A 25,985-nucleotide genomic window follows, 5' to 3' on the forward strand; every position below is an offset into this window, starting at 1 on the left:
TCCAGGGGTCAGGCGCTGGTGCTGTTGCCCCGGTCGTCGCTGACGGTGAAGCCCGGATTGCGTGTGAAGCAGAAGAAGTTGTTCTCGCCGTTGGCGTCCATCGTCAGGGTGTCGCTGTAGAAGACGCCGTCGACCGAGTCGCTGCACGAGACCGTGACCTGGCTGTTGGGCGGGTACCCCGTCAGGAAGATGTCCCACGTGACGGTGCCGTCGGGGTCACGCTGCGTTTCCTGCAGCCTGATCATCGAGCTCGAGGAAGCGGGTGGCGGCGGTGCTGGTGCCGGTGCAGCAGGCGCCGGTGCTGGCGCAGGCGGTGGGGGCGGCGGCGGAGCAGGTGCCGGAGCAGGCGCGGGTGCCGGGGCAGGCGCAGGCGCAGGAGCCGGGGCAGGCGCAGGAGGAGGAGCAGGTGCCGGAGCAGGCGCCGGTGCCGGTGCGCTCGAGGCCGTGGGGGCCGGGGGGGTTGTCGGCGCTGGGGTCGCCGTCGGCGCGGCCGAGGCCACCACGGGGGGCGGCGTCGGCAGGCCGGGGATGGGCGGGATCGTCGTCCCGGGTGGTGCGTCGGTGTCGTTCTGGTGGCCGTCAGGGCCAGCGGGACGTTGGAACGGGACCCCGGTGTTGATGTCGACCAGGATGAAGTTGTTGATCACCACGGGCGCCGGCTGGACCACGATGATCACGGCCGGGTCGAAGTCGGGCCACACACGTCCCCTGTAGCGCGGCTCCGCTGCCTGCGGGGGGATCAGCGGGTTGCCGCACGCACACTTCACCCGGGGGACACCCTTGTCGTCCACCAGCACGGCGGTTCCGCGCTGGAGCACCGACTGGATGCGGTTCGCCGTCCCGTTGCGGAAGCCATGGTTGGTCACGCGTGTGTCACGGGCCAGGAGGATCGGCGTCAACGTCTCGACGTACGCACCGATGTCGCCCACGGCCAGCGAGCCGGCCGGCCAGCTGAGCTCCGGGTCGGCGTTCAGCGCCCCGACCCAGGCCGCGGCCTTCTCCGGGTTGGCCTGGAGGAAGGCCACGAGCTGTGCCGCGTCGCACGACGCGCTGTCCCGGGTCCCGCCGTACAGCCCCGGCTCGCCGCCACGGTTGCTCGAGACCGCCTGTGCAGGGGGATCGACGACCGAGATGGTCGGTGCGGGGGGCTTGGCGAACGCGGGATCGGGGGGCGGCGACAGCGGTGCGTCGCTGAAGGGGTCCTCCCCCATGTCCTCGGCCGGCTCCAGGAACACCTCCAACCCCTCCCCGGCGAGCGCGACGTCGGCGTCGTCGTCCGACAGCAGCCGGGGGACGAACACGCCGGCCGCCACCAGGCCTAGCGCCACGACCACCCCCAGCACGATCTTCCCGGCCTTGCCGCCCTTCTCCGGTGGCGGCGCGCCGTACGGGGCCTGCCCGCCGTACCCCGGCTGCGGCGGCTGCCCACCGTACGGCGACTGGTTGCCGTACCCCGGCGGCGGCTGGTTCCCGTACGACGACTGGTCGCCGTACCCCGGCGGCGGCTGCTGCCCACCGTTCGGCGGCTGATTCCCGTACCCCGGCTGTGGAGGCTGATTCGGATCCATCGAGCTGTCCCTGCCTTCCAGCGTCCGGTCGATGCGGACGCACGCAACCACCGACCGGCCCGAGCGGCCAGCCGCAACCGACTCGAATCCTCATCCCGCCTGGCTCGAGGGGAGTCGAGTCATGGACGCTACCCAACGCCGTCGCTGCGTGTGATTGCCAGAAGTGATTTCATCCTTCCTGACTACAAGTGACTAGCCCGCCACGAGAGGGACTCGAACGCGGAACGGCCGGCCCCATTGGGGCCGGCCGTCCGGTGTTCTTCTGGCTGGGTTTGGGTTAGTACGCGCCCTCGCCCATCGACCAGCCTTCTTCGACGTCCCAGTCGCCGCCCTCGCCGAAGCTGTCGAGCAGGTCGGCAGGGAGGATCTGCTGGGGCATCTCGGTGGGCACGGCCGTGACCTCGCGGTAGCGACGCAGACCGGTACCAGCCGGGATCAGCTTTCCGATGATGACGTTCTCCTTCAGCCCGTTCAGGCTGTCGGACTTGCCCTCGATCGCGGCCTCGGTCAGGACACGGGTCGTCTCCTGGAAGGACGCGGCGGACAGCCACGAGTCGGTGGCCAGCGAGGCCTTCGTGATGCCCATGAGGACCTGGCGGCCGTTCGCCGGCTGCAAGCCCTCGTCGAGCGCCGCACGGTTGCCCTTGGCGAACTTGAGGCGGTCCACCAGCTCACCCGGCAGGAAGTCGGTGTCGCCGGGCTCGATGATGTTCACGCGACGCAGCATCTGGCGAACGATGAGCTCGATGTGCTTGTCGTGGATGGACACACCCTGGGACCGGTAGACCTCCTGGACCTCGGTCACCAGCAGCCGCTGGGTCTCGCGGGCGCCCAGGATCTCCAGCATCTCGTGGGGGTCGATGGACCCCTCGGTCAGCTGCTGGCCGACCTTGACCTGGGTGCCGTCCTCGGTACCCGTGGTCAGGCGGGCACGCGTGGACACCGTGATGGTCACGATGTCCTCGTCGTTGCCCGGGTCGATGTGCAGGTCCATGCCCTTGTCGCCCATCTCGATCTTGAGCGAGCCGGACACGGGAGCGATCTCGGCCTTGCCCTTGGGGGACCGGGCCTCGAACAGCTCGACGACACGCGGCAGACCGTGGGTGATGTCCTCACCCGCGACGCCACCGGAGTGGAAGGTACGCATGGTCAGCTGGGTACCGGGCTCACCGATCGACTGGGCGGCGACGATGCCGACCGCTTCACCGATCTGGACCTGGCGACCCTCGGCCAGCGCACGGCCGTAGCACTTGACGCAGACGCCGACCTCGGCCTCGCAGTTCAGCACGCTGAACACGCGGATGTTGCGGTCGGCCTCGGTGGGCTGGGGGTCCAGCTTGTCACCGGTGTCGGGGTGCTCGCCCTTGACCAGCACCGAGCGCAGCGCCCGGATCTGACCGTCGGCGATCTCCGTACCGGCCTCGACCAGGACGTCCTCGGTACCCGGGAACATGATGTCCTGGGCCACGATGCGACCGAACAGCACCTGGCTGTCGCGCTCGCCCACCCGCACCGGGATGCCGCGCTGCACGCCACAGTCCTCGGTCCGGATGATCAGGTCCTGGGCGATGTCGACCAGTCGACGGGTCAGGTAACCCGAGTCCGCCGTACGCAGCGCCGTGTCGGCCAGGCCCTTTCGGGCACCATGCGTGGAGATGAAGTACTCCAGGACCGACAGGCCCTCACGGAAGTTGGACTTGATCGGCCGCTCGATGATCTCACCGCGCGGGTTGGCCACCAGACCACGCATACCGGCGATCTGCACCAGCTGACCCATGGACCCACGGGCACCGGAGTGCGCCATCATCCAGATGGGGTTGGTCCGCTCCTTGGTGGCGAAGTTCTCCGCCATCGCGTTCTGGACCTGCTCCTTGGTGTCGGTCCAGATCTCGATCAGCGCCTGGCGACGGTCGTCGGCGGCCAGACGACCCTTCTCGAACCGGGCCTCGACCTCCGCAGCGGCCGCATCGGCCTTGAGGACCAGCTCCTCCTTGATGGGCGGAGGGGTGACGTCGTCGATGGAGACGGTCACACCAGCGCGGGAGGAGAAGGTGAAGCCGATGTCCTTCATCCGGTCCAGGACCACCGCGGTCTCCCACTGGGGGAAGTCGTCGGCGCAACGGTTGACCAGGTTGGCCAGGCCCTTCTTGGTGACCAGCTCGTTCTTGAACGGCATGCGCACCGGGAAGATCTCGTTGAACAGGACGCGACCGACGGTGGTGACGATGCGCGCGCCCTTGGGGGACACGTGGATCAGCCGGTAGGTCTTCTCGACCTGGACGGGGTTGCCGTCGGCGTCGGTCTTGAGCTTGCCCCTGCCGTCGTAGACCCACTCGGTCGCCTGCTCCTCGCCGACGACCTCGTGGATGTCGGTGTCGACCTCGTCGAAGAAGGAGTCCTCACGGACGACCTTGTCGCGGACGCGGGTCAGGCACCAGTCCTGCAGGGTCACCTCGCGCATGTCGAGGGCCATGATGGCCTCGGGTGCGCCGCTGAAGGAGGGGATGTTCACCTTGCCGTCCCGGACCTTGTCGAGGAAGCCGGGCTCGGGGGACGTGACCCACTCGTGGGACCCGAAGGCGAAGGTCAGGTAGTAGGCACCCAGCACCATGTCCTGGGTCGGCGTGGCGAGCGGACGCCCGTTGGCCGGCGACAGGATGTTGTTGGCCGACAGCATGAGGATGCGGGCTTCCGCCTGCGCCTCGGCCGACAGCGGCACGTGGACCGCCATCTGGTCACCGTCGAAGTCGGCGTTGAACGCCGAGCAGACCAGCGGGTGGACCTGGATGGCCTTGCCCTCGACGAGCTTGGGGATGAAGGCCTGGATGCCGAGGCGGTGCAGCGTGGGCGCACGGTTCAGCATCACGGGGTGGTCGGAGATGACCTCCTCGAGCACGTCCCAGACCTGGCTGCGCTGGCGCTCGACCATGCGCTTGGCGGACTTGATGTTCTGGGCGAAGTTGAGGTCGACCAGCCGCTTCATGACGAAGGGCTTGAACAGCTCCAGCGCCATCTTCTTGGGCAGGCCGCACTCGTGCAGCTTCAGGTGCGGACCGACCACGATGACCGAACGGCCCGAGTAGTCCACGCGCTTGCCGAGCAGGTTCTGGCGGAACCGGCCCTGCTTGCCCTTCAGCATGTCGGAGAGGGACTTCAGCGGACGGTTGCCCGGCCCGGTGACGGGACGGCCACGACGGCCGTTGTCGAACAGGGCGTCGACGGCCTCCTGCAGCATCCGCTTCTCGTTGTTGACGATGATCTCGGGCGCGCCGAGGTCGATCAGTCGCTTGAGGCGGTTGTTGCGGTTGATCACGCGGCGGTACAGGTCGTTGAGGTCGGAGGTCGCGAAGCGGCCACCGTCGAGCTGCACCATCGGACGCAGGTCCGGCGGGATGACCGGGACGGCCTTGAGGACCATCGAGGTCGGGTCGTTGCCGGTGGTCCGGAACGCCTCGACGACCTTCAGGCGCTTGACGGCGCGGGTCGCCTTCTGGCTGCGGGTCTTGCGCTTGCCGGCCTTGATCTTCTCGGCCTCGTCGGCGAGGACCTGGCGCAGGTGCTCGGCCTCGGCCTCGAAGTCGATCTGGGACAGCAGCTGGCGGATCGCCTCGGCGCCCATGCCACCGTTGAAGAACTCGCCGAAGCGGTCGCGCAGGTCGCGGTACAGCATCTCGTCGATGACGAGGTCCTGCACCTTGAGGCCGCGGAACAGGTCCAGGACCTGGTCGAGGCGCTCGAGGCGGTCGTCCGCACGTTCGCGGACGATCTTGATCTGCTTCTCGATCTCGCGGCGCTTCTTCTTGACGGCGTCGGGCTTGGCGCCCTCCTCCTCCATCTCCGCGAGGACCTGCTCGAGCTCCACCTGCAGCTGGTGGACCTCGACCTCGAGCTCCTTCTCCAGCCGCTTCTTGTCGGCGTGGATCTCCTTCTCCAGCTCCGGGAGGGCCTCGGTGCGACCCTCGTCATCAACGCTCGTGATGATGTAGGACGCGAAGTAGATGACCTTCTCGAGGTCCTTGGGCGCCATGTCCAGCAGGTAACCCAAGCGCGAGGGGACGCCCTTGAAGTACCAGATGTGGGTCACGGGCGCGGCGAGCTCGATGTGGCCCATGCGCTCGCGACGGACCTTGGAGCGGGTGATCTCCACACCGCAGCGCTCGCAGATGATGCCCTTGAAGCGGACACGCTTGTACTTGCCGCAGGGGCATTCCCAGTCACGCGTCGGACCGAAGATCTTCTCGCAGAACAGGCCGTCCTTCTCGGGACGGAGCGTTCGGTAGTTGATCGTCTCCGGCTTGCGGACCTCACCGTTGGACCACATCCGGATCTGGTCCTCGGTGGCCAGCGAGATCTTCAGCTCGTCGAAGTTGTTGACATCCAACATGAATGTTCTCCTAAACCCTTGGTGGCGCAGCGCGCCGCAGTCTTGTTGTTCCGGTCGATCCAGCGACTAGGTCGCGATCAACCGGCGATGTCGTCGGTCTGGCGCTCGGGGCGGGACAGGTTGATGCCCAGCTCCTCGGCCGCGCGGAAGGCGTCCTCGTCGGAGTCGCGGAACTCGATCTCCTCACCGGACGCGGAGAGGACCTCGACGTTCAGGCAGAGGGACTGCATTTCCTTGACGAGCACCTTGAAGGATTCGGGGATGCCCGGCTCCGGGATGTTCTCGCCCTTGACGATGGCCTCGTAGACCTTCACGCGGCCCACGACGTCGTCGGACTTGACCGTCAGCAGCTCCTGCAGGGCGTAGGCGGCGCCGTAGGCCTCCAGGGCCCACACCTCCATCTCACCGAACCGCTGGCCACCGAACTGCGCCTTACCACCGAGCGGCTGCTGGGTGATCATCGAGTACGGACCGGTCGAACGGGCGTGGATCTTGTCGTCGACCAGGTGCAGCAGCTTCAGGATGTACATGTAGCCGACCGTGATGGCCTGGTCGACCGGCTGGCCGGAACGACCGTCGTACACGACCGCCTTGCCCTCGCGGCCGACGATGCGCTCGCCGTGGGCACCGACGTTGGTGTTCTCCAGCAGGTCCTGCAGCTCGTCCTCGCGGCAACCGTCGAAGACGGGCGTCGCCAGCTTCTGCGGGGCGTGGGTCTTCATGTCCTCGCCCCAGCCCATGCGGTCGAACCACTCGGGCTTGGACTCGAAGTCCCAGCCGTTGGAGGCGACCCAGCCGAGGTGGGTCTCCAGGACCTGTCCGACGTTCATGCGCGACGGCACGCCCAGGGGATTCAGCACGACGTCGACCGGGGTCCCGTCCTGCAGGAACGGCATGTCCTCGATCGGCAGGATCTTGGAGATGACGCCCTTGTTGCCGTGGCGTCCGGCCAGCTTGTCGCCGTCGGAGATCTTGCGCTTCTGCGCCACGTACACGCGGACCAGGTCGTTGACGCCCGGCTGCATCTCGTCGCCGTCCTCACGCGACTGCGTGCGGACACCGATGACGATGCCGGTGTCACCGTGGGGGACCTTCAGGGACGTGTCCCGGACCTCGCGGGCCTTCTCGCCGAAGATGGCGCGCAGCAGGCGCTCCTCCGGGGTCAGCTCGGTCTCGCCCTTCGGGGTGACCTTGCCGACCAGGATGTCGCCCGGCTTGACCTCGGCGCCGATGCGGACGATGCCGCGCTCGTCGAGGTTGGCCAGGACCTCCTCCGACACGTTGGGGATGTCGCGGGTGATCTCCTCCGCGCCCAGCTTGGTGTCACGGGCGTCGACCTCGAACTTCTCGATGTGGATGGACGTCAGGACGTCCTCCTTCACGAGCCGCTCGGACAGGATGATCGCGTCCTCGTAGTTGAAGCCCTCCCAGGTCATGAAGGCGACCAGCAGGTTCTGCCCCAGCGCCATCTCACCGGTGTCGGTGCAGGGACCGTCGGCGATGATCTGACCCGGCAGGATCTCGTCACCCTCGTCGACGGTCGGCTTCTGGTTGTAACAAGTGCCCTGGTTGGTGCGCTCGAACTTGGAGAGGAAGTGCTTCTCCAGCGTCCCCTCGGGGGTCTTGAGGATGATGCGGTCAGCGGCCACCTCGACCACCGTGCCGCCCTGGTCGCTGATGACGACGTCACCGGCGTCGCGGGCAGCCTTGGACTCCAGGCCCGTGCCGACGTACGGCGAGTCGCTGCGGAGCAACGGCACCGCCTGGCGCTGCATGTTGGTGCCCATGAGCGCACGGTTGGCGTCGTCGTGCTCCAGGAACGGGATCATGGCCGCGGCGACGGAGACGATCTGTCGCGGGGACACGTCCATGTAGTGGACCAGGCTCGGCTGCACCTCTCGCGGGTTGCCACCGGGGAGGCGGACCAGCACGCGGTCGTTGGTGAAGGAGCCGTCGGCGTTGAGGGGCGCGTTGGCCTGGGCGACGTTGTAGCGGCCCTCCTCGTCGGCGGTCAGGTAGTCGATCTGCTCGGTGACGATGCCGTTGACGACCTTGCGGTACGGCGTCTGGATGAAGCCGAACTCGTTGAGCTTGGCGTAGGTGGCCAACGAGCCGATCAGGCCGATGTTGGGACCTTCAGGCGTCTCGATGGGGCACATGCGGCCGTAGTGGGACGGGTGCACGTCTCGCACCTCGAAGCCGGCGCGCTCACGCGACAGACCGCCCGGGCCGAGCGCCGAGAGGCGACGCTTGTGGGTCAGGCCCGACAGCGGGTTGGTCTGGTCCATGAACTGGCTCAGCTGCGACGCGCCGAAGAACTCCTTCAGCGACGCCACGACCGGCCGGATGTTGATCAGCGTCTGCGGCGTGATCGTCTCGACGTCCTGGGTGGTCATCCGCTCGCGGACGACACGCTCCATGCGGGACAGGCCGATGCGGACCTGGTTCTGGATCAGCTCGCCGACGCTGCGCAGGCGACGGTTGCCGAAGTGGTCGATGTCGTCGGTGGCGTACCCGTCCGCGCCGCTGGACAGCTGCAGCAGGTAGTTCATGGTCGCCAGCACGTCCTCCTTGGTGAGGACGTGACCGATGGGGGTAGGGTCCTCTCCCATGAGGGAGGTGGGGCGGACGTCACGCTTGTCACCGGAGTCGGCCTCGGCCAGCGCCTCGGTGATCTGGTCGTCGACGCGGGGCTTGGCCTCCTCGGGGGTGCGCAGGCCCATGCGGACCTGCTCCGGGCCGAGCTTCTTGTTGACCTTGTACCGACCGACGCGGGCAAGGTCGTAGCGCTTGCCGTTGAAGAAGTAGTTGATCATCAGCTGGCCGGCGGAGTCCGGGGTGGGGGGCTCACCGGGACGCAGCTTGCGGTAGATGTCCATCAGCGCGTCAGCAGGCGTCGCGATGTTGTCCTTGGCCAGCGTGCGGTCCATGATCTCGCGGATCTCGGCGCGCTGGGGGTCGAAGCCCTCGGGGTCACCGAGGACACCGAAGAACTCGAGGATCTCGTCGTCCGGGACCGGCTCGTCGAGGACCTCGCGGGCCGCGAGCTCGTACTCCTGGGTCTCGGCGTTGAAGACGATGGCCTTCAGGGCGCGGTACAGGACCGACAGGTGCTGGCGGCGCTTGCGGTCGACACGCACACCGGCGAAGCCGCGCTTGTCGATCTCCATCTCCAGCCACGCACCACGCGAGGGGATGATCTTGCAGCCGAAGATGTCGCGACCGGTGGTCTTGTCGACGTCGGCGTCGAAGTACACGCCCGGGGACCGCACCAGCTGGGACACGACGATGCGCTCGGTCCCGTTGATGATGAACGTGCCCTTCTCCGTCATCATGGGGAAGTCGCCCATGAAGACCTTCTGCTGCTTGATCTCACCGGTCTGGGCGTTGACGAACTCAGCGGTGACGAACAGCGGCGCGGAGTAGGTCAGGTCCTTCTCGCGGCATTCCTCGGTGGAGTGCTTGGGCGCCTCGAACTGGTGCTCGGTCAGGCTGAGGGCCATCTGACCGGTGAAGTCCTCGATCGGGGACAGCTCGGTCAGCACCTCCTCCAGTCCGTTCTCCTTGAGCCAGTCGAAGCTGTCGCGCTGGATGGCGACCAGGTCGAGGTCGTCGATCGGCAGCGGCTCGTGGATCTTGGCGAAGGACAGGCGCGTCCCACGGGACTTGCTGGAGGCATTGGAGAGCGTCGACAAGGCTTTGCTCCTGGAGTTGTCGGGTGTGCACGACGACCAGTCCCCAATGGGTTCGGGTCGCGGGAAGTGACTTCGCGGCCGGCGCGTGTGGGCGCTAGCCGGTCACCGAGCAGGGCGGTGCGGTGACGTGTCCTGGGCTGCTGGTGGACACCGGACTCGCATGACCTCGGAGCATCGTCATGGACCGGTACGGCCCACTGCAGCAACGACCACCCGCACACGCAACAACGCAGCCCAAGACAAACCTGTGCTGCGTGGATACAGACCCGACCTTGCGGTCAAGCGTGCTGGTGCTCGTGACGACTCCCTCGCCGGGTGCGAACCCGAAAGATTGGCAAACGTGAAGAATACACGGCAGAGCACGCCGCGCAACCCACCTGTCCGGGACGTCGGTGGACGTCCGGAGGGCGTTTGCCGCGGAGAACGATAACACGACGAACGCCGGGCGGTCGCGATGACCACCCGGCGTTCGGTGCTGGGCTGTGGGCCCGGCGGGTACTGCTACTTGAGGGCGACGGAGGCGCCGACGGCCTCGAGGGCCTCCTTGGCCTTCTCCGCGTCTTCCTTGGACGCACCCTCGAGGACGGGCTTCGGGGCGCCGTCCACCAGCTCCTTGGCCTCCTTCAGGCCCAGGCTGGTGATACCGCGCACCTCCTTGATGACCTTGATCTTCTGGTCGCCAGCGGACTCGAGGATGACGTCGAACTCGGTCTTCTCCTCCTCGGCGGCAGCCTCGCCACCGCCACCGGCGGCAGCGACGGCGACCGGCGCGGCGGCGACGACGTCGAAGTGCTCCTTGAACTTGTCGCGGAACTCCTTGAGCTCGAGGAGGGTCATTTCCTCGAAGGCGGAGATCAGTTCGTCGACGGTAATGGCCATGTCAGTTACTCCTTGATGTGTGGGGTGATCGGGGTGATCGGGTCTGGCAGTGCGAAATGGAAGAGCCGAACGGCCCTAGCCGTCCTTCTTGGCCTCGAGGGCCTCCATGAGTCCGGCCGTCTCGCCGAGCATGTCGTCGACCATCCGCGGCATGTAGGCCAGCATGGTCTCGAACATCCCGACGAAGCTGGCCAGCAGCTCCTCCTGGGACTCCAGGTCCGCCAGGGCGGCCGCGTCGTCGGCGTCGAGGTAGTTGCCCTCGAGGATGGCGCCCTTGATGACGAGCTGCGGGTTGTCCTTGGCGAAGTTCTTGAGGGCCTTGGCGGCGGACGCGATGTCCTCACCGGTGTAGGCCAGCGCCGTCGGACCGCTCAGGGTCGCGTCGGGCACGTCGTACCCGAGCTCCTTGGCGGCCAGCCGGATCAGCGTGTTCTTGGCGACCTTGTAGGTCGCGCCGCTCTCGCGAAGCTTCTCGCGAAGCTCGGCCATCTGCGGGACCGACAGGCCACGGTAGTCGGTCAGGACGGTCGCGGTGGTGGCGGACAGGTCATCCCGGACCCGCTCTACCACGGCGGTCTTCTGGGGGCGCGCTCCCATTGGGGCTCCTAAGGGCTGGAGGGTGAGTGAGATCTGTGTGTTCGGGGCTCGGCGCCGAAACGACGAACGCCCCGGCCGAGGACGGCGCAGGGCGTGATGGGCGCACACGATGTGCTGCTCACTCACCTGCGCTGGTTCGCTTCAGTTCGCGTACACGCGAACGCCAACGGTCTCGGGCGGACCCGGGATGGTACGTGGGGCGCCGCGGCAACGCAACCCGCCCGGCGGGGGTGTCGACCTCAGAGGAGGTGGAGGATGGGCTCCAGGTGCGGCGGGGTGACCCGGGCGATGCGCTTGACGTTGCGCAGGTTGGCCCACGTGACGTTGTCGGTGGTCGAGTTGCCGCCGAAGGTCCCGCAGCCGAGCGTCAACGTGGGCGCCAGGTCGGTGGTCAGGCCGCACACACCCTGCGAGCCGGGCGAGTTGACCAGGATTCGCGAGGCGGGGACGGCATCGGCGAACGAGGCGATCCGGACCTCGGAGGCGGTGTGCACGATGGCGGTGTGGCCGGTGCCCATCTTGTCCAGCAGCGCCAGGCACAGCCCGAGCGCCGCGTCGTCGCCGTCGACGGTGAAGACGGGCAGGAACGGCGACAGCTTCTCGCTGGTGACGGGCGAGGACAGGTCGGGATCGGCGCGGAATACGAGGACCTGGATCTCGTGCGGCCGGCTGATCCCGAGGAACCCCGCGAGCGTCTGGGCAGACTGCCCCAGCACCTCGGGCCGGAATCCCGTGCCGTCCTCGGTGGTGACCGCGTCCAGGAAACGCGCCGCCTCGTCCTCGTCGAGCACGGCGGCCCCCATCGCGGCCAGCCGGTCGAGCAACCCGTCGACCACGGCTGCGTCGACGACGAGGTTGTGCTCGGCGCCACAGATCAACCCGTTGTCGAAGCTCTTGGAGGCGATGATCGACCCGGCCGCCTGGTCCAGGTCGGCGTCGGCGGCAACCCAGCAGGGCGTGTTGCCGGGGCCGACCCCGATGGCGGGGGTGCCCGAGGAGTAGGCGGCCCGGACCATGCCGGGCCCGCCGGTCGCCAGGATGAGCGCCACGTCGGGGTGCGCCATGAACCGCGCGGTCCGCTGGCGGCTGGCCCGTTCGCGCACCCACTGCACCGCGTCGACGGGCAGGCCGTGCCGCGCCAGGACCGTGTGGACCAGCTCGCCGACCTCGTCGGCCAGGGGCAGGCAGATGCGGTGGAAGGACAGGATGATGGCGTTGCCGGACCGCAACGCGGACAACACCTTGAACATGGCCGTCGCGACCGGGTTGGTCACGGGGATGATCCCGAAGACGAGCCCCACCGGCGCCGCCACGTCGGTCACGGTGTCGGTGCCGCCGAGGGGTCCACGGCCAACCGCCCCGGCCATAGACCGGTGCACCCCGAGCGCGGCCCAGGCGTTCTTCATCGTCTTGTGGTCGACGCGTCCGATGTGGGTGACCTCGACGGTCCGTGCGGCGAGCGTCGCGGCGGCCGCGCCGAACGCCTCGGCCAGGTCAGCGATGACGGCGTCCATGACGTCCTCGGGGACGGCGTCGAGGGCCCGCTGCGCCGCGACGCCACGGGCGACGGTCTCCTCCACGACCAGGTCGGGAGCCGAGGCCTCCAGCACGCTGGCGAGGCGGCCGCTGGTGGCACGCAGCTTGGTGGCGAGGTCCGTGGCGATCAACCGGACCACGGACACGGCCAGGTCGGGCGCCTCGCCGGTCATTCGCAGCAGGGCGTCGCGGGTCAGCCAGCGACCACGAACGGGTCCCTCGGCGATGGCGGTGGCCGAACGGGGCTGCCCGTCGAGCAAGCCGATCTCCCCCAGGATCTCGCCGGCGTCCAGGTAGCCGAGGACGACATCGGTGTCGAGGTGCTCGCCCGGCACCTCCAGCCGGACCACCCCGTCGTCGAGGAACAGGCAGCTGTCCCCCGGGTCGCCCGCGGTGACGATCTGCTCGCCGTCGCCCCACTCGGCATCCATGACCCAGCGCGACAGCTCGGCGGGCAGTTCGGAACGGGACGGCTCGACGACGCTGCTCATGCTTCCTGCTCCTCCACGACGACCGGGGCTGGGGTGAGATCGATGTCGGCGGGATCCGAGGGCAGGCCGGTCGGGCGCATCCGCACCGCCTCGCCGAAGGACTCCAGGGTCTCCGACAGGGTGCGGGCCCCGGACCGGCCCATCGTGACGACCTCCACGGTGGTGAGGGCCCGGATGCTGGCCGTCCGTCGGACCTCCTCGAACACCGCGGTCTCGCCGAAGTGCTGGCCGGGGCCGAGCGTCGCCAGGACCTGGCCGTCACGGACGACCTCGACGCGCCCCTCCCAGATCAGGTACAGCTTGCGGCCGATCTCGCCCTGCTCGAAGACGACCTGTCCGGCCTCGAACCGCTCGCGATCGAGCCCCACCGCGTCATCGAGGGGCAGCTGGGTGATCTCCCGGCCGGTGAACGGCGTCAGCGTCCAGTCCAGCAGCAGCCGCAGCCGTCGGTCCCAGACCGGCACGAACGCCAGCAGGAACACCTTCCACAGCACCCACCCCGCGAAGCCGGTGATCGGCACTCCGCGCAGGTGGGCCACGGCGTTGCGTCGGCCCAGGGCGCAGGCATCACCGAGCTCGGTGAACCCGAACGGCTTCGGTGGCCTGCCGGCCCTGACCCGCAGGATGTTCCGGCCGATCCGCCAGCCATGCATCATCGCGAACAACGCCAGCTGGGGACACGTCCCGCCCTTGGGATGCGGCACCGCCGCGCAGTCCCCTCCAGCCCACAGGCCGGTCGTCCCGGGCACGGCAACGGTGTCGTCCACGATCACGCGTCCACGGTCGTCGCGTTCGACCTGGAGCTGGTCGAGGAGGGGGCTCGACGCGGTCCCGGTGGAGGAGATGACGGTCCGTGTCGGGATGGAGGTGCCGTCGTCGAGCCGCACGTCCGTCGCCGTCGCACCGATCACCCGCGTACCCGTGCGGACGTCCAGGCGGGTGCGGCGAGCGATGAACCGTTCGGCCCGGTCGACGAGCCGGTCGTGCCGGCCCTGCAGCTCGGGCAGGATCCGTTCGCCGCTGTGGACCAGCACCACGTTGACCTCGTCCCGGTCGACGTCGGCGAACTCGTCACGGCACAACCGGCTGGCCCACTCGTCGAGCTCGGTGGCGACCTCGACCCCGCCGAACCCACCGCCGGCCACGACCACGGTCAGCAGCCGCCGGCGTTCGACCGGGTCGGGTTCGATGGCGGCCATCTCCATCATCTGCAGCAGGTGGTTCCGGGTGTGCCAGGCGTCGCGATAGTCGCGCAGCAGCAGCCCGTGCTCGCGCAGGCCCGGATAGCCATCGACGTCATCGGCGACCCCGACGGACACGACGAGGTGGTCGTAGCCCAGGACCTGCTCGCGTCCGTCGAGCAACCGCGAGATGGTCAGCTGCTGCTCGTCGAGGTCGATGGCCGTGACCTCGGCGTTCATGAAGCGGGCCGGCCGGAAGACGCGACGGGCGGGCGACAGGATCGCCTGCGGCTGGATCCGTCCCGACAGCATCTCGCCGACGAAGCCGTGGAAGGCATGGAAGTTGGTGCGGCTGACGATGACCAGCTCGACGTCGCCCCTGCGCACGGCGCGGCGCAGCGCCTTGACCAGGAACAGCGCGCAGTAGCCACCGCCGATGCAGACGATCCGCGTAACCGCAGGTTCTGTCGTGCCCAACACGAACTCCCCTCAGGAGTACGACGCCCTCTGCGGATCGATGCTACTCCCGCTCCGGGGCGGGCAACAGGGCCTCGGCGCCGACCGGACGGCGCAGGTCCCCTGCGGCCTCGAGCGCCCGTTCCGCCGCGACTCGGCCAGCCCGGATCGCCCGGTCGACCTGGCCGAAGTCCAGCAGGTCGAGGTCGTCGACCACCGGATCGATGACCAGGCGTGCCGCGCGTCGGCCGCGATCGACCGCGGTGTGGCTGGCCAGCGCCATCGTGGTGGTCAACGTCTCGACGATGGTCGGCAACCCCGCCGGTCGCCCGGCGTCGCCACGCAGGCGACGCATGGTGACGTCGGAGGCGATCACCTGGCCTTCGTCCTGACCGCACATGGTGAGGACGGGCAGGTTGTCCAGCACACCCCCGTCGACGACGACCTGGCCGTTCCAGCGCCGGGGCGGGGCCAGCCCCGGCAGCGACATCGAGCAGGCCGCCGCTTCCCACGTGGGGCCCCGCCGGTGCACGACGGTCGTGGCCCGGTCCAGCGAGGCGCTGACGGCGAACCACGACCGGGGCAGCTGCCGGACGTCGGTGTCGCCGAACACCCGCTGGAGCATCCGTTCGGCGTCCTCACCGCGGATGAGGGCCAGCCGCGGGACGGTCCAGTCACGAAAGGGGCGGTTGTCCACCAGCTCGCGAACGACGACCTCCCGAACGTCTGCGGCGCTGCGCCCCGTGGCCGCCAGCCCGCTGAGGAACGCCCCCATCGAGGTGCCACCGAACCGGTCGACCACCACCCCGGCGTCCTCCAGCGCCTCGAGGACGCCCACGTGGGCCAGCGCCCGTGCGCCCCCGCCCGACAGCACCAGGCCCAGCGAACGGCCGCTGAGGCGCCGGGCGAGCCGCCCCAGGTCAGATCGGCGGTGCCCGTCGCGCAGCCGGTGGTGGGCCCGCGGACTGGTGGCGTCCTCCCATGCGTCCAGGGCAGCCGCCGGGCAGTCGCGGTCCCCCATCACCACCAGCTGGCAGCCGATCAGGTCGTCGCGATCGTGCAGCGGTGGGGTCGTCGGGCCGATCAGCAGGATCACTCGGTCGGCTTGGCGTGCGCACACCCGGCCCCACTCGCTGTCGGGCGTGCCCGCGTCGAGCAGCACGACGTCGTGCGTGCGCTCGAGCTGGTCCAAGCGGCGGCCGGTCCGCTGGGGCAGGACGTGCGGTGGGTGCCCCAACCTCGCGGACGGGGCGGTCAGCGTCGCGCAGCGAACCCCCTCCGTGGAGAAGGCCTCGGCAAGGGCGCCGGTGATCTCGGTGCAGCGGGCCGCGTCCTCGCACAGGACGGCCACGACGGTGCGCCGGCTGGCTGCATCGTGATCGGGGGGGTCTGCCCGCAGCATGCGCGTCACCGAGCCCAGCATGGCCGCAGCGAAGTCCGGATCCCCGAGCAACGGCGCGACGTCACGCTGGTGCAGCGCCAGCAGCTCGCAGTCGCGGACCGCTCGGGCCCCAGCCGAGCGGGTGCCCCCCGAGAGGAGGGCGAGCTCGCCGAGGGAGTCGCCGGCCTGCATCAACGCCACGACGCGCGAGGTCTCGCCGGTCGTCCGGACGATCTCCATCCGGCCGCTGCGCACGAGGAACAACGTGCTGCCGGGGTCGCCCTGCCGGAACAGCCATGCACCCCCCGACAGGTGCTGGGGCACGAGGCGCTCGGCGATGCGTTCCCGCAGGGGCAGCGGGAACCCAGCGGTCAACCTGAGCCCGGCCAGGACCGAGACGTCGGTGGTCACACGGCAACCCCTCGTGTCGGGCGCCGTGCATGCCAGCCGGCGGCCGTCAGCCGGCGCCAGCCGACGATACCGAGAAGCCGAGGAGGAGATCGGCCACCGACGAAGAATCCGTAGGGGACCCATACCGCCCATCCGAAAGGCATCCCGTGTCCCGCATGCTCGCCCTCGCCCTGTCAGCCGTCTTCGTCGCCGTGCTGGCCGGTCCGGCCGCGGCCGGCCCCGTCCCCACCACCGTGTGCGAGATCCAGCGCTTCATCGGCGTGGAGAACGTCAAGGAGTGCGAGACCGGCAGCTGATCCGGCGTCGCGGGACGGTTGGGGTCGTCCCGGTACGGGGTAGGAGAAGTGCCATGAGCACCGCTGACATCCTCCGGACCCATCCGTCCCGCGACACCTTCGACCTCGACGAGCTGGCCGCGGCCATCGACGCGGCCCTTCGGTGCGCCCAGACCTGCGCGACCTGCGCCGACGCCTGCCTGCACGGCGACGACCCGGCGTCGATGGTCACGTGCATCGACCTGTGCACGCAGTGTGCGGCGATCTGCCGGACCACGGCGGAGGTCCTGTCCCGCCCCGGTCCCAACGGCGACAGCTGGCGCGAGATCGTCAAGGCCTGCATCGCCACCTGCCGCGAGTGTGCGGCGGAATGCGGCAGCCACGACCACGACCACTGCCGCATGTGCGCCGAGGCCTGCACCGCCTGCGCGGACGCCTGCGAGGCGCTCCTGGCCGTCGCCAGCTGACCCCCGGACACCACGTGCCGCCCCTCCCCACGGTGAGTGGGCGGCCGTTCAGCGCGACAGCACGACCGGGTCCAGCGTGCCGCTGAAGACCAACCCGTCGGGTTCGACGACCACGCCGGTGACGACGACGCCGTCGGGGCTGTGCAGCGGGATCGGGTCGACCAGGCCGTCGAGGTCCCCGAGCAGCGCGATCGCCGCCTCGCCCACGACCCCGTCGGGCCGCACGATCAGCGCATCGTCGGCGACGGACAGCGCCAGGGGGATGCGCAGCAGGCCGGCATCGACGACCAGCGCCTCGTCGGTCACCTCGAGCAGTCCGGCCAACAGGACCGGGACGGCCGCCCGCACCTGATCCTCTGCCAGCACCGCCCGGAACGTCGCGGCGCCATCGGTCACGACATCACCGTCGAAGGCGATTCCGGTTGCCTCGACCTCGAGCCGCTCGATCACCACGGGCTGACGCTCCAACGGCACCGCGGCGGCGGTCAGTCTGAGCGTGTCGATCTGGCCGCCCAGCACCCCGAACGCTGCTGGCCGCGAGGTGATGTCCACCTCGACGGGCGCACCCAGCTGCGCCCCCACCTCCGTCGCGATGCGGGACTCGGCTCGGCCCACGATCACCGTCTCCCCGAGTGCCAGCAGCAGCCCGAGGACGGCGACGAGGACGAGCGCCAGCACTCCGCGGCGCTGCGCCCCCGTTCCGACAGGGGCGGACGGGGCATCGGCGGGGGCATCGAGGGTGGCCACACCCCCCATCCTCGGTCACGGGGCACGCCGCGAAACGTGCCGATCGGCCACGGCCCGTCTTCGCCAGTCACGGCACTCGAACCGGACCGGGACCTACGACCCGCGCCCGAGGGGCCGGTTGCCTCTCATCGGCGACGTGAACCGGCGGTCCACTGGACCCATGGCCGCGACGCGGCCGAGCCGACGGAGGTGGTTGCTGTGTCCGAACGAACCGGTCCCGTGTTGCGTCGTCGTGAGCTGATGGGGGCGCTGGTCATCGGCGCAGGGGCTGCGGCTTGTTCTGCGATGTCCGCTGACGAACGGCGTGTGGCCGACGCCGCGGCCAGCGAAGAGGCCGCCAGCACCCATCTGGCCGCGCTGACGTGGACACCGGGCCACGAGCTGCCGTCGATCCACCCCGAGATCGTGCCGGTGGCGTCGTTGCCGCAGGCGGACCCGGCGGAGCGACACACCTCCTACGTCCCCGAGATGCCACCAGCCGCGGCGCGGACCGAACCGGCGGTGTTCGACGTCGACCTGGAGGTGCTCGAGGGTGTCTGCCCGCTCGATCCGGCCGGCGAGGTGACCACGCTGATGTGGGGATACCGCGTCGCCGGTGACACCGACACGACCTGCGGCACGCCCGGACCGGTCCTGCGGGGCCGGGTCGGTGACGTCGCCCGCATCCGGCTGACCAATCTCCCCGGCAACACCATGGCGCACAACATCGACTTCCACGCCGTCACGGGTCAGGGCGGCGGTGCCGAAGCGCTGACGGTGCTGCCCGGTGAGGTTGCCAGCATCGAGGTGCGCCTGCTGTACCCCGGGGCGTTCATGTACCACTGCGCGTTCGGTGACGTGCCCGAGCACATCGTCCGGGGCATGTACGGCATGTTCGTGGTGGACCCCGAGACTCCGATGCCCCACACCGACCTCGAGTGGGCGCTCGTGCAGTCGGAGTGGTACGTGCAGGAGCCCGACGCCGACGGCCTTGCCGAGCTCGACCGCGATGCGCTGGTGGCCGAGACACCCCGGTACGTGACCTTCAACGGCAGGACCGATGCGCTGGCAGGCGACAACGCGCTGCGCATGGAGGTGGGACAGCGCGCACGGATCTTCATGGTCAACGAGGGCCTGAACCTGGCGTCGAACTTCCACCCGATCGGCAGCCACTGGGATGCGGTGTGGCCGGAGGCCGCGATCCACGAGGTCAACCAGCCGATCCGCGGGTCACAGTCCACGCTGGTGGTTGCTGGCGGGGGCACCGTGGTCGACCTCGTCGGCCTCGTGCCGAGCACCATCATCCTGGTCGACCATGCGCTCGTCCGAACGTTCTACAAGGGCGCGATCGGGCAGGTGGTCGTCGAGGGACGCAACAACGCCGAGCTGTTCTCGAGCACCGCGGCGGCAGCCAGCGGGGCTGCGGCGGCAGCCACGAACGAGGACGCGCCGCCGGTGGCCGAGGGACCGGCCGACGTCGTCAGCACCGACACGGTCAGCATCCCCGACGGCGCCTTCGACCCCGCGAACAGCGACCGTGCCTACGACCCACCCGCGATCCTGGTGTCCGTGGGCACCACCGTCACGTGGGCCAACGACGACGTCCTTCCCCACACCGTGACAGCCGGGACGACCGACGGACGCACCCCTGGCCCCGACGGCCGGTTCGATTCGGGCGACATGGCCCCCGGCGACACCTTCGCGTTCACCTTCGACGAGTCGGGCGAGTACCCCTACTTCTGCGCGCCACACCCGTGGATGCAGGGCCTCGTGATCGTGGAGGAGGGCTGACCAGCGGTCACGGTTGGCGGACGGCATCCAGGGCGATCGCGGCCAGCTTCGGCAGCCGGAAGTCGGCCACCGGGGTGGACCCGCGACCGAGCTTGTTGGTGACGAATGCCATCGACAGGCCGGTCTCGGGGTCGGCGAAGGCTCCCGAGCCGCCCAGACCGTAGTGGCCGAAGGCCATCCGCGGCTGGTTGTTGCGGTCGGCCGTGAAGGCCTGGTGGTAGCCCAGCCGCCAGCGCATGCGGAATCCGAGGACCCGATCGCGTTCCTTGGTCCGGACACGGCCGGCCTCCTGCAGCACCGCCGACGGCAGGAACTGCTCGTCGTCCATGACGCCGTCGTTGGCGAGCGCCCCGTACATCTTGGCGAGCGACCGGGCGGTGAACGTGCCGTTGGCCGCGGGGATGGTGGCCTGCCACAGCGCTGGGGAGTTCATCATCTCGTCGAAGCCGTGCGGCAGGAGGGCGTCCACGAAGGGCCGGAAGCGGTCGATCTTCTTCACCCAGTGCCCGACGGCGGAGAGGCTCATCCCGAACGGCGCGATCGTCTCGAAGAACGGGGCGATGCGCTCGTGCTGGTCGACCGGGGCGGAGATGAACAGGCCGTCCAACCCCAGGGGACGCCGGATCTCGTCGGTCAGCACCTCCTCGAAGGGACGCCCTGTCGCACCCTCGACGATCGCCGCGATCAGGTAGCCGTAGGTCATGGCGTGGTAGGCGGGGACGCCGCGGGTGTCCTCGGTCCGCCTCCCGGCGAGGGTGGCCGCCATGCGACGGTGGTCCAGCAGGTCCCCGCTGGCCTCGGCGATGCCCCTGACCCGGTGCAGGCCCGAGCGGTGCGTCATGACGTCGGCGAGCAGCAGGTCGTGCTTGTCCCCGGCGGCGAAGGCCGGCCAGTAGGTGGCCACGGGTGCGTCGACGTCCAGGACCCCCTTGGCGATCAGCCGGTGGACCACGGTGCTGGTGACGCCCTTGGTCGTCGAGAACGACATCGCCATGGTGTCGGATCGCCACGGACGTCCGGTGTCGACGTCGGCGAAGCCGGCCCAGACGTCCAGGACGGGCTGGCCGTGGAGGTACACGGCCAGGGCCCCTCCCCCATCGCGAGGCTTGCGGTAGAGCGCCTGGAATGCAGCAGCGACCGCCGTGAAGCGTGGATCGACCAGATGCGCAGAGGGGCTGGTCCATGCCGGCACGGGAACGCTCGGGCCTTGGTCGGAGGGCTGTGGATGGAACGGCTCTGGATCGAACGGGGAAGAAGTGGAGGGGTCCAGCACTCCTCCGATACTACGGCTGGTGACCACGGTCACCCAACAGCCCGGTGTCCGGAGGAGCCGCTACCGCTGCTTCCCGGGCACGATCCGTGACACCGCACCGGCGGCGGTGCGCGCCACCCTGAAGCTGCGGGACCGGCGAACCGCGTCGAGCTCTGCCTCGGCGGCATCGGCACGGGCAACGGCGGACTCGTGCGCCTCGCGCTGGGCCTTCGCGTCTCCCTTGACGCGGTCCAGCTGCTCCCTGAGGGCGGCGATCTCGGCGTCGCGGTCGGCCTGGACGGCCTCGAGCGCGGTGGTCCTGACCTGCTCGAGCCGGGCGAGCGCCTCCGCCCGGTCGCGGCGGGCCTCTGCGGTCGAGGCGACCAGCGCCTCCTGCAGGACGACCCTGAGCAGGCCAAGGTCGGCCTCGCCGTGCGGATGCTCGGTCGCACGCTGGACCAGCGGGCCGATGATGTCCTCGGGCGTTGCGTCGTCGTCACCGGTGCGCAGCAGCAGGGCGTGGCGATACGCCGGCTCGGCCAGGTCGGCTTCGTAGAACGCACGGTTGACGAACCGCTGGGTGACCTCGACGGGTTCGTCGTCCCCGATGGCCAGGAGGTGAAAGAAGGTGATCATCCCGGCGAACCATCGGTCGATGCGCCCGCTCGGCATGACCGCGACGGGACCGAACGGCTCGAGACGGGCCCGGCTGCCGTCCAGGTCGGGATGGCCGTAGCCGAGGTGCTCGTCCAGGATCCGGATGGTCGGCATGTCCGGGGCGAAACGGTTGACGACGTACTCCCGGAGTGCGGTGTCGGCGTCCACGACACCGGGGGTGCCGAACGGGCACAGCACGAAGGCCCAGCGGCCAGCCACCCGTGCGGTCTCCTCCAGGAAGGCGTCGCGCGACTCGGGCCGGACGTGTTCGAGGGTGTCCATGGACACGACGACGTCGAAGGCGTCGTCGGCGAAGGGCATGGCCGCCCCGTCGGCGAGCACCAACCGGGGGGCCTGCTCGTGCCACTTTCCCGGCAGGAACATGTCGGTGGACGTCACCGTCGCGTCCGGCATGAACGCCTGCAGGGATCCGGGACCGCCGCCGAGGTCCAGGACGTGGGCGTCCGGACCGACGGTGGCCGAGATGATCTCTGCCGCCAGCCGGTACCGGGCAAAATGGTCGAACGGCCGCCGCAGCAGGGCATCCTGCTGGGCGGCCGTCAGACTGGTCCAGCTCATCGGCTGGGCGTTCCTCTCGGGCTAGGCGGTGGCTGCGGCCTCGGAGGCCACGGCCCCGTCGGCTTCCCACTCGTCACGGCTGCGGGGCTCGACGCGAATCGACGGGCCCTGCGAGGTGGACGCCGCGATGCTGCGGATGTAGCGACCCTTGGCCGAAGCCGGACGCAGGCGCTGCAGTTCCTCGACGAGGGCGTTGTAGTTGGCCCACAGGTCCTTGGCGGAGAACGACGCCTTGCCGATCACGGCGTGCACGTTGCCCTGGCGGTCGACACGGAAGTCGATCTTGCCGCCCTTGGCGTCGTTGACGGCCTTGGCGACGTCCATGGTGACGGTGCCCGTCTTGGGGTTCGGCATCAGGCCACGCGGGCCCAGCACCTTGCCGAAACGACCGACCTTGCCCATCTGGTCCGGCGTCGCGATGACGACGTCGAAGTCCAGGTTGCCGGCCTCGATCATCTCCACGAGGGTGTCGGAACCGACGATGTCGGCCCCGGCCTCGCTGGCCTCGGTGGCCTTGGGCCCCTCGGCGAACACCGCAACGCGGTTGGTCTTTCCGGTGCCGGAGGGCAGGATGACCGAGCCGCGGACCATCTGGTCGGCCTTCCGCGGGTCGACGCCCAGGCGAAGGGCGACCTCGACGGTCGGGTCGAAGGAGACAGTGGTGGTCTCCTTGATGAGGGTCATCGCCTCGGTCGGGCTGTAGACCTTGTCGCTGTCGATCTTGGCCGCAGCGGCCTCGTAACGCTTTCCACGCTTTGCCATTGGTGTGTCTCCTGAGTGGTGCAGGCGGACGGCACACGGGCCGCCCTCCCACGTCGGAATGGGGTCTTCGCTGCCTACTTGTCGACGACGACGAGGCCCATCGAACGGGCGGTGCCCTCGATGATCTTCGTGGCGGCGTCGATGTCGTTGGCGTTGAGGTCCGGCATCTTCATCTCGGCGATCTCGCGAACCTTGTCACGCGCGATCTGGCCGACCTTGTTGCGGTTGGGCTCGCCCGACCCCTTCTCGAGGTTGGCGGCCTTCAGCAGCAGCTTGGCAGCCGGCGGCGTCTTGGTGATGAAGGTGAAGGAGCGGTCCTCGAAGACCGTGATCTCCACCGGGATGACGTTCCCGGCCTGGGCCTGGGTCCTGTCGTTGTAGGCCTTGCAGAACTCCATGATGTTGACGCCGTGCTGACCGAGCGCCGGGCCCACGGGGGGCGCCGGGGTGGCCTGGCCAGCCGGGATCTGGAGCTTGATGAGGCCCATGACCTTCTTTGCCATGATGTGTCTCCTTCGTGGTACGAGTGGGCGCTTCCGCACGTGGCGGAGGGATTCGCGCCCTCCCACGGATCGGGGGGTCGGGGCGGATGCCCCGGGCTTGGGGAACTGGAGTGGCTAGCGCTGGGTCACAGCTTGGCGACCTGGTCGAACGTCAGCTCGACCGGGGTCTCGCGGCCGAAGATCGACACGAGGACCTTCAGCTTCTCCTGGTCGGCGTTGATCTCCGAGATCGTTCCGGTGAAGTCGGCGAAGGGGCCGGAGGTCACGCGGATGTTCTCGTTGACGTCGTAGTCGACCGTGGTCTTCTTGGTCTTGGTGGTCTCTTCCTCTTCCTCCGGCTGCACGAGGATCTTCTCGACCTCGGCGCGGGAGAGGGGGACCGGACGGGCGCCGGGAGGTCCGACGAACCCGGTGACGGCCGGGGTGTTGCGCACCACGTACCAGGACTCGTCGTCGAGGTCCATGCGCACCAGCACGTAGCCGGGGAAGACCTTCTTCTTGACCTGCTGCTTCTTGCCGCCCTTGATCTCGACTGCATCCTCCGTCGGGATGATGATGTCGTAGATCCGGTCGTCCATGTTCATGGACTGGATGCGGCTGTTGAGGTTCTCCTGGACCTTCTTCTCGTAGCCCGCGTAGGTGTGGACCACGTAGTAGTCGCCCGGCAGCCGCATCGGGTCGAAGCGCTTGGGCTTCACCTCGACGGGCGCGTCCTCTTCGGTCTCTGCGGACCCGTCTGCGGTCGACTCGGCCTCATCGGACTCGGCCTCTACGGCGTCCTCGTCCTCGGCGTCCTCATCCACACCCGCAGCACTCAGCAGGTCGTCGAGGTCGTCGCCGTCCTCGTCGGAATCGGAGTCAGCCTCGACGACGTCATCGTCGGTGTCGTCGGCCTCGACCGCGTCGTCGGTGTCGACCGCGTCGTCGGTCTCGACGGCGTCGTCGGTCTCGACGGCGTCGGACTCGACGGGGGCGTCCTCGTCGGCCGTCGTCGGCAGGTCTGCGTCGGTGTGCTCGTCCGTCATCCGAAGATCCAGAAGACGAGCTGGCCGAACAGCTGGTCGAGGCCGAAGATGATGGCGCCGAGCACGAGGGTGACGGCCAGGACGATCAGGGAGTACTGGGCGACCTCCTGACGCGAGGGCCACGCCACGCGGCGGAGCTCCACGCGGACTTCCTTCATGAACTGCCCGGGACCGGTGCGCTTGGCGCGCTCGGGTCCGCCGGTGTTGGTTGTGTCGCTCATCGTGCGCCTGAGGGTCGCGGTCTGGCTCGGGAACACCGCCGGAGGACGGCGGTGGGGGACCGGGGTGGTCCGACAGGGGTGGTCACCCGTCTGGAGGGGACCACCGTCCTGGTGTGGCAGGGGCGGAGGGAATCGAACCCACGACCTTCGGTTTTGGAGACCGACGCTCTGCCAATTGAGCTACGCCCCTGTGCAAACGGGCCGTTCGTAGAGCGACCTGCCCGCATAGGAAAACCACCGCCAACGCGATGGAACGACGAGTATAGGCAGTCAGTGCCCTCGTCGGCAACCGTGTCGCACGTCCGTGCGGACCGGTCGCCGGCGACGACCCGACAACCCCCCGTCCTTGCTTACGATGCGCCTGCCTTGGGCGCCATCACCATGGTCGCGAAACGACCCTGCAGACCGGAGCGGTTCTCCACGGTCCCCACGTCAGCGAGGTCCTCGATGACCTTGTCGAGCAGCGCCAGCCCCATCTCGGGACGGCGAAGCTCACGCATCCGGAACATGACCTGGAAACGAACGCTGTAGCCCTGGGTCAGGAACTTGCGGGCCTGACGGACCTTCGTGTCGAAGTCGTGGTCGTCGGTCTTGGGCCTAAGGCGGATCGCCTTCTGACCACTCGCCTTCTGCTTCTTGCGGGCGTCGCGGGCAGCGCGTTCCTGCTCGTAGACGTACTTGCCGTAGTCCATGACCTTGGCGACGGGCGGCTGCGCGTTGGGCGCAACCTCGACCAGGTCGAGGTCTGCCTCGCGGGCCGCATCGATGGCGATCTTGAGCGGCACGATGCCGATCTGCTCACCGGTGGGTCCGATCAGTCGGACTTCCTTTGCGCGAATCTCTTGGTTCGTCGCGAGTCGTTCGCTCACATCTCTCCTAGCTCGGGGTCAAGAAACAAGGGCCCTGGACATCCGTTCGGGCCACACGGGGAGGACACTCCCCGCAGGGGATGGTGTACCCACCTCCGCACAAGGTAAAGGCTTGACCCGTCGCGAGCACCGCCCACTACAGAGCGTAGACCTTGCTGGGCCGAACTCGCCCAGTGAGGACACGCACCGTCATGGGCCCACGCGGGCCGGTGACTCGTCGTGGGGGATACCCAGAGCGGCTGGGCGCACCCAAAAAACGGAAGCGGGCGGGCGTCCGAT

At 69.0% G+C, this 25,985-nt stretch carries 19 protein-coding genes and 1 tRNA gene; 3 read left to right on the plus strand and 17 right to left on the minus strand.

All coding sequences use genetic code 11. The annotated features are described in order from the left end of the window. Window positions 1–8: 8 nt before the first annotated feature. The 8 genes from DVS28_RS28670 to DVS28_RS22145 all read right to left on the minus strand — a co-directional run bounded on the left by DVS28_RS28670 (window position 9) and on the right by DVS28_RS22145 (window position 16,579). Window positions 9–1,568: a DUF6777 domain-containing protein gene (locus DVS28_RS28670; RefSeq protein WP_164710895.1), complete on the minus strand. Its 1,560-nt coding sequence runs from the start codon at window positions 1,566–1,568 to the stop codon at window positions 9–11. Window positions 1,569–1,845: 277 nt separating this feature from the next. After that, window positions 1,846–5,952, minus strand: coding sequence for a DNA-directed RNA polymerase subunit beta' (locus DVS28_RS22115; protein WP_114593393.1), 4,107 nt, complete (start codon window positions 5,950–5,952; stop codon window positions 1,846–1,848). Between the two features lie 77 nt (window positions 5,953–6,029). After that, complete coding sequence (rpoB, locus tag DVS28_RS22120) at window positions 6,030–9,647, minus strand: DNA-directed RNA polymerase subunit beta (protein WP_114593394.1); 3,618 nt, start codon at window positions 9,645–9,647, stop codon at window positions 6,030–6,032. A gap of 501 nt (window positions 9,648–10,148) precedes the next feature. After that, complete coding sequence (gene rplL, locus DVS28_RS22125; RefSeq protein ID WP_114593395.1) at window positions 10,149–10,526, minus strand: 50S ribosomal protein L7/L12; 378 nt, start codon at window positions 10,524–10,526, stop codon at window positions 10,149–10,151. A 75-nt stretch (window positions 10,527–10,601) separates the two neighbouring features. Further along, window positions 10,602–11,123: a 50S ribosomal protein L10 gene (gene rplJ, locus DVS28_RS22130; RefSeq protein WP_114593396.1), complete on the minus strand. Its 522-nt coding sequence runs from the start codon at window positions 11,121–11,123 to the stop codon at window positions 10,602–10,604. A 239-nt stretch (window positions 11,124–11,362) separates the two neighbouring features. After that, on the minus strand, window positions 11,363–13,150 hold the full coding sequence (locus DVS28_RS22135) for an aldehyde dehydrogenase family protein (protein WP_114593397.1): 1,788 nt from the start codon (window positions 13,148–13,150) through the stop codon (window positions 11,363–11,365). After that, entirely contained in the window at window positions 13,147–14,808 is a 1,662-nt protein-coding gene (locus tag DVS28_RS22140; protein WP_216826217.1) for an FAD-dependent oxidoreductase, read from the minus strand. The genes DVS28_RS22135 and DVS28_RS22140 overlap by 4 nt, the downstream gene beginning before the upstream one ends. Window positions 14,809–14,851: 43 nt before the next feature. Continuing rightward, a complete protein-coding gene (locus tag DVS28_RS22145; protein WP_164710896.1) occupies window positions 14,852–16,579 on the minus strand; it encodes a patatin-like phospholipase family protein in 1,728 nt (575 codons plus the stop codon). 146 nt (window positions 16,580–16,725) lie between these two features. Here DVS28_RS22145 and DVS28_RS28675 point away from each other — a divergent pair, with 146 nt between their 5' ends. Together DVS28_RS28675 and DVS28_RS22150 are read left to right on the plus strand one after the other, a co-directional pair. Then, complete coding sequence (locus DVS28_RS28675; RefSeq protein WP_216826218.1) at window positions 16,726–16,875, plus strand: hypothetical protein; 150 nt, start codon at window positions 16,726–16,728, stop codon at window positions 16,873–16,875. Between the two features lie 53 nt (window positions 16,876–16,928). Next, on the plus strand, window positions 16,929–17,321 hold the full coding sequence (locus DVS28_RS22150) for a four-helix bundle copper-binding protein (RefSeq protein ID WP_114593400.1): 393 nt from the start codon (window positions 16,929–16,931) through the stop codon (window positions 17,319–17,321). A 48-nt stretch (window positions 17,322–17,369) separates the two neighbouring features. On the opposite strand, the gene DVS28_RS22155 is transcribed toward DVS28_RS22150, so the two are convergent. Further along, window positions 17,370–18,068, minus strand: a complete 699-nt coding sequence (locus DVS28_RS22155) for an LmeA family phospholipid-binding protein (RefSeq protein ID WP_164710898.1) — start codon at window positions 18,066–18,068, stop codon at window positions 17,370–17,372. Between the two features lie 219 nt (window positions 18,069–18,287). On the opposite strand from DVS28_RS22155, the gene DVS28_RS22160 reads away from it, so the two are divergent. Beyond that, the gene (locus tag DVS28_RS22160) at window positions 18,288–19,838 is read left to right on the plus strand and encodes a plastocyanin/azurin family copper-binding protein (RefSeq protein WP_216826219.1); all 1,551 of its coding nucleotides are present in this window, start codon (window positions 18,288–18,290) and stop codon (window positions 19,836–19,838) included. 7 nt (window positions 19,839–19,845) lie between these two features. Here the strand turns inward: DVS28_RS22160 and DVS28_RS22165 are convergent, their stop codons facing one another. The 8 genes from DVS28_RS22165 to infC form a co-directional block, all read right to left on the minus strand. Further along, the gene (locus DVS28_RS22165; RefSeq protein ID WP_216826220.1) at window positions 19,846–21,030 is read right to left on the minus strand and encodes a serine hydrolase domain-containing protein; all 1,185 of its coding nucleotides are present in this window, start codon (window positions 21,028–21,030) and stop codon (window positions 19,846–19,848) included. 141 nt (window positions 21,031–21,171) lie between these two features. Next, window positions 21,172–22,326, minus strand: a complete 1,155-nt coding sequence (locus tag DVS28_RS22170) for a class I SAM-dependent methyltransferase (RefSeq protein ID WP_114593403.1) — start codon at window positions 22,324–22,326, stop codon at window positions 21,172–21,174. Window positions 22,327–22,347: 21 nt separating this feature from the next. Beyond that, a complete protein-coding gene (gene rplA, locus DVS28_RS22175) occupies window positions 22,348–23,088 on the minus strand; it encodes a 50S ribosomal protein L1 (RefSeq protein ID WP_114593404.1) in 741 nt (246 codons plus the stop codon). Window positions 23,089–23,162: 74 nt separating this feature from the next. Next, window positions 23,163–23,591, minus strand: coding sequence for a 50S ribosomal protein L11 (gene rplK / locus DVS28_RS22180; protein WP_114593405.1), 429 nt, complete (start codon window positions 23,589–23,591; stop codon window positions 23,163–23,165). Between the two features lie 125 nt (window positions 23,592–23,716). Continuing rightward, window positions 23,717–24,616, minus strand: a complete 900-nt coding sequence (gene nusG / locus DVS28_RS29705; RefSeq protein ID WP_114593406.1) for a transcription termination/antitermination protein NusG — start codon at window positions 24,614–24,616, stop codon at window positions 23,717–23,719. Then, window positions 24,613–24,837, minus strand: coding sequence for a preprotein translocase subunit SecE (secE, locus tag DVS28_RS22190; RefSeq protein ID WP_164710899.1), 225 nt, complete (start codon window positions 24,835–24,837; stop codon window positions 24,613–24,615). The genes nusG and secE overlap by 4 nt, the downstream gene beginning before the upstream one ends. 114 nt (window positions 24,838–24,951) lie before the next feature. Next, window positions 24,952–25,027 (minus strand) — tRNA-Trp (locus DVS28_RS22195). Window positions 25,028–25,187: 160 nt separating this feature from the next. Then, window positions 25,188–25,706 carry a translation initiation factor IF-3 gene (infC, locus tag DVS28_RS22200; RefSeq protein WP_114593408.1) on the minus strand — a complete coding sequence of 173 codons (519 nt, stop codon included), beginning with the start codon at window positions 25,704–25,706 and terminating at the stop codon, window positions 25,188–25,190. Window positions 25,707–25,985 lie beyond the last annotated feature (279 nt).

Source organism: Euzebya pacifica, assembly GCF_003344865.1.
Lineage (GTDB): Bacteria > Actinomycetota > Nitriliruptoria > Euzebyales > Euzebyaceae > Euzebya > Euzebya pacifica.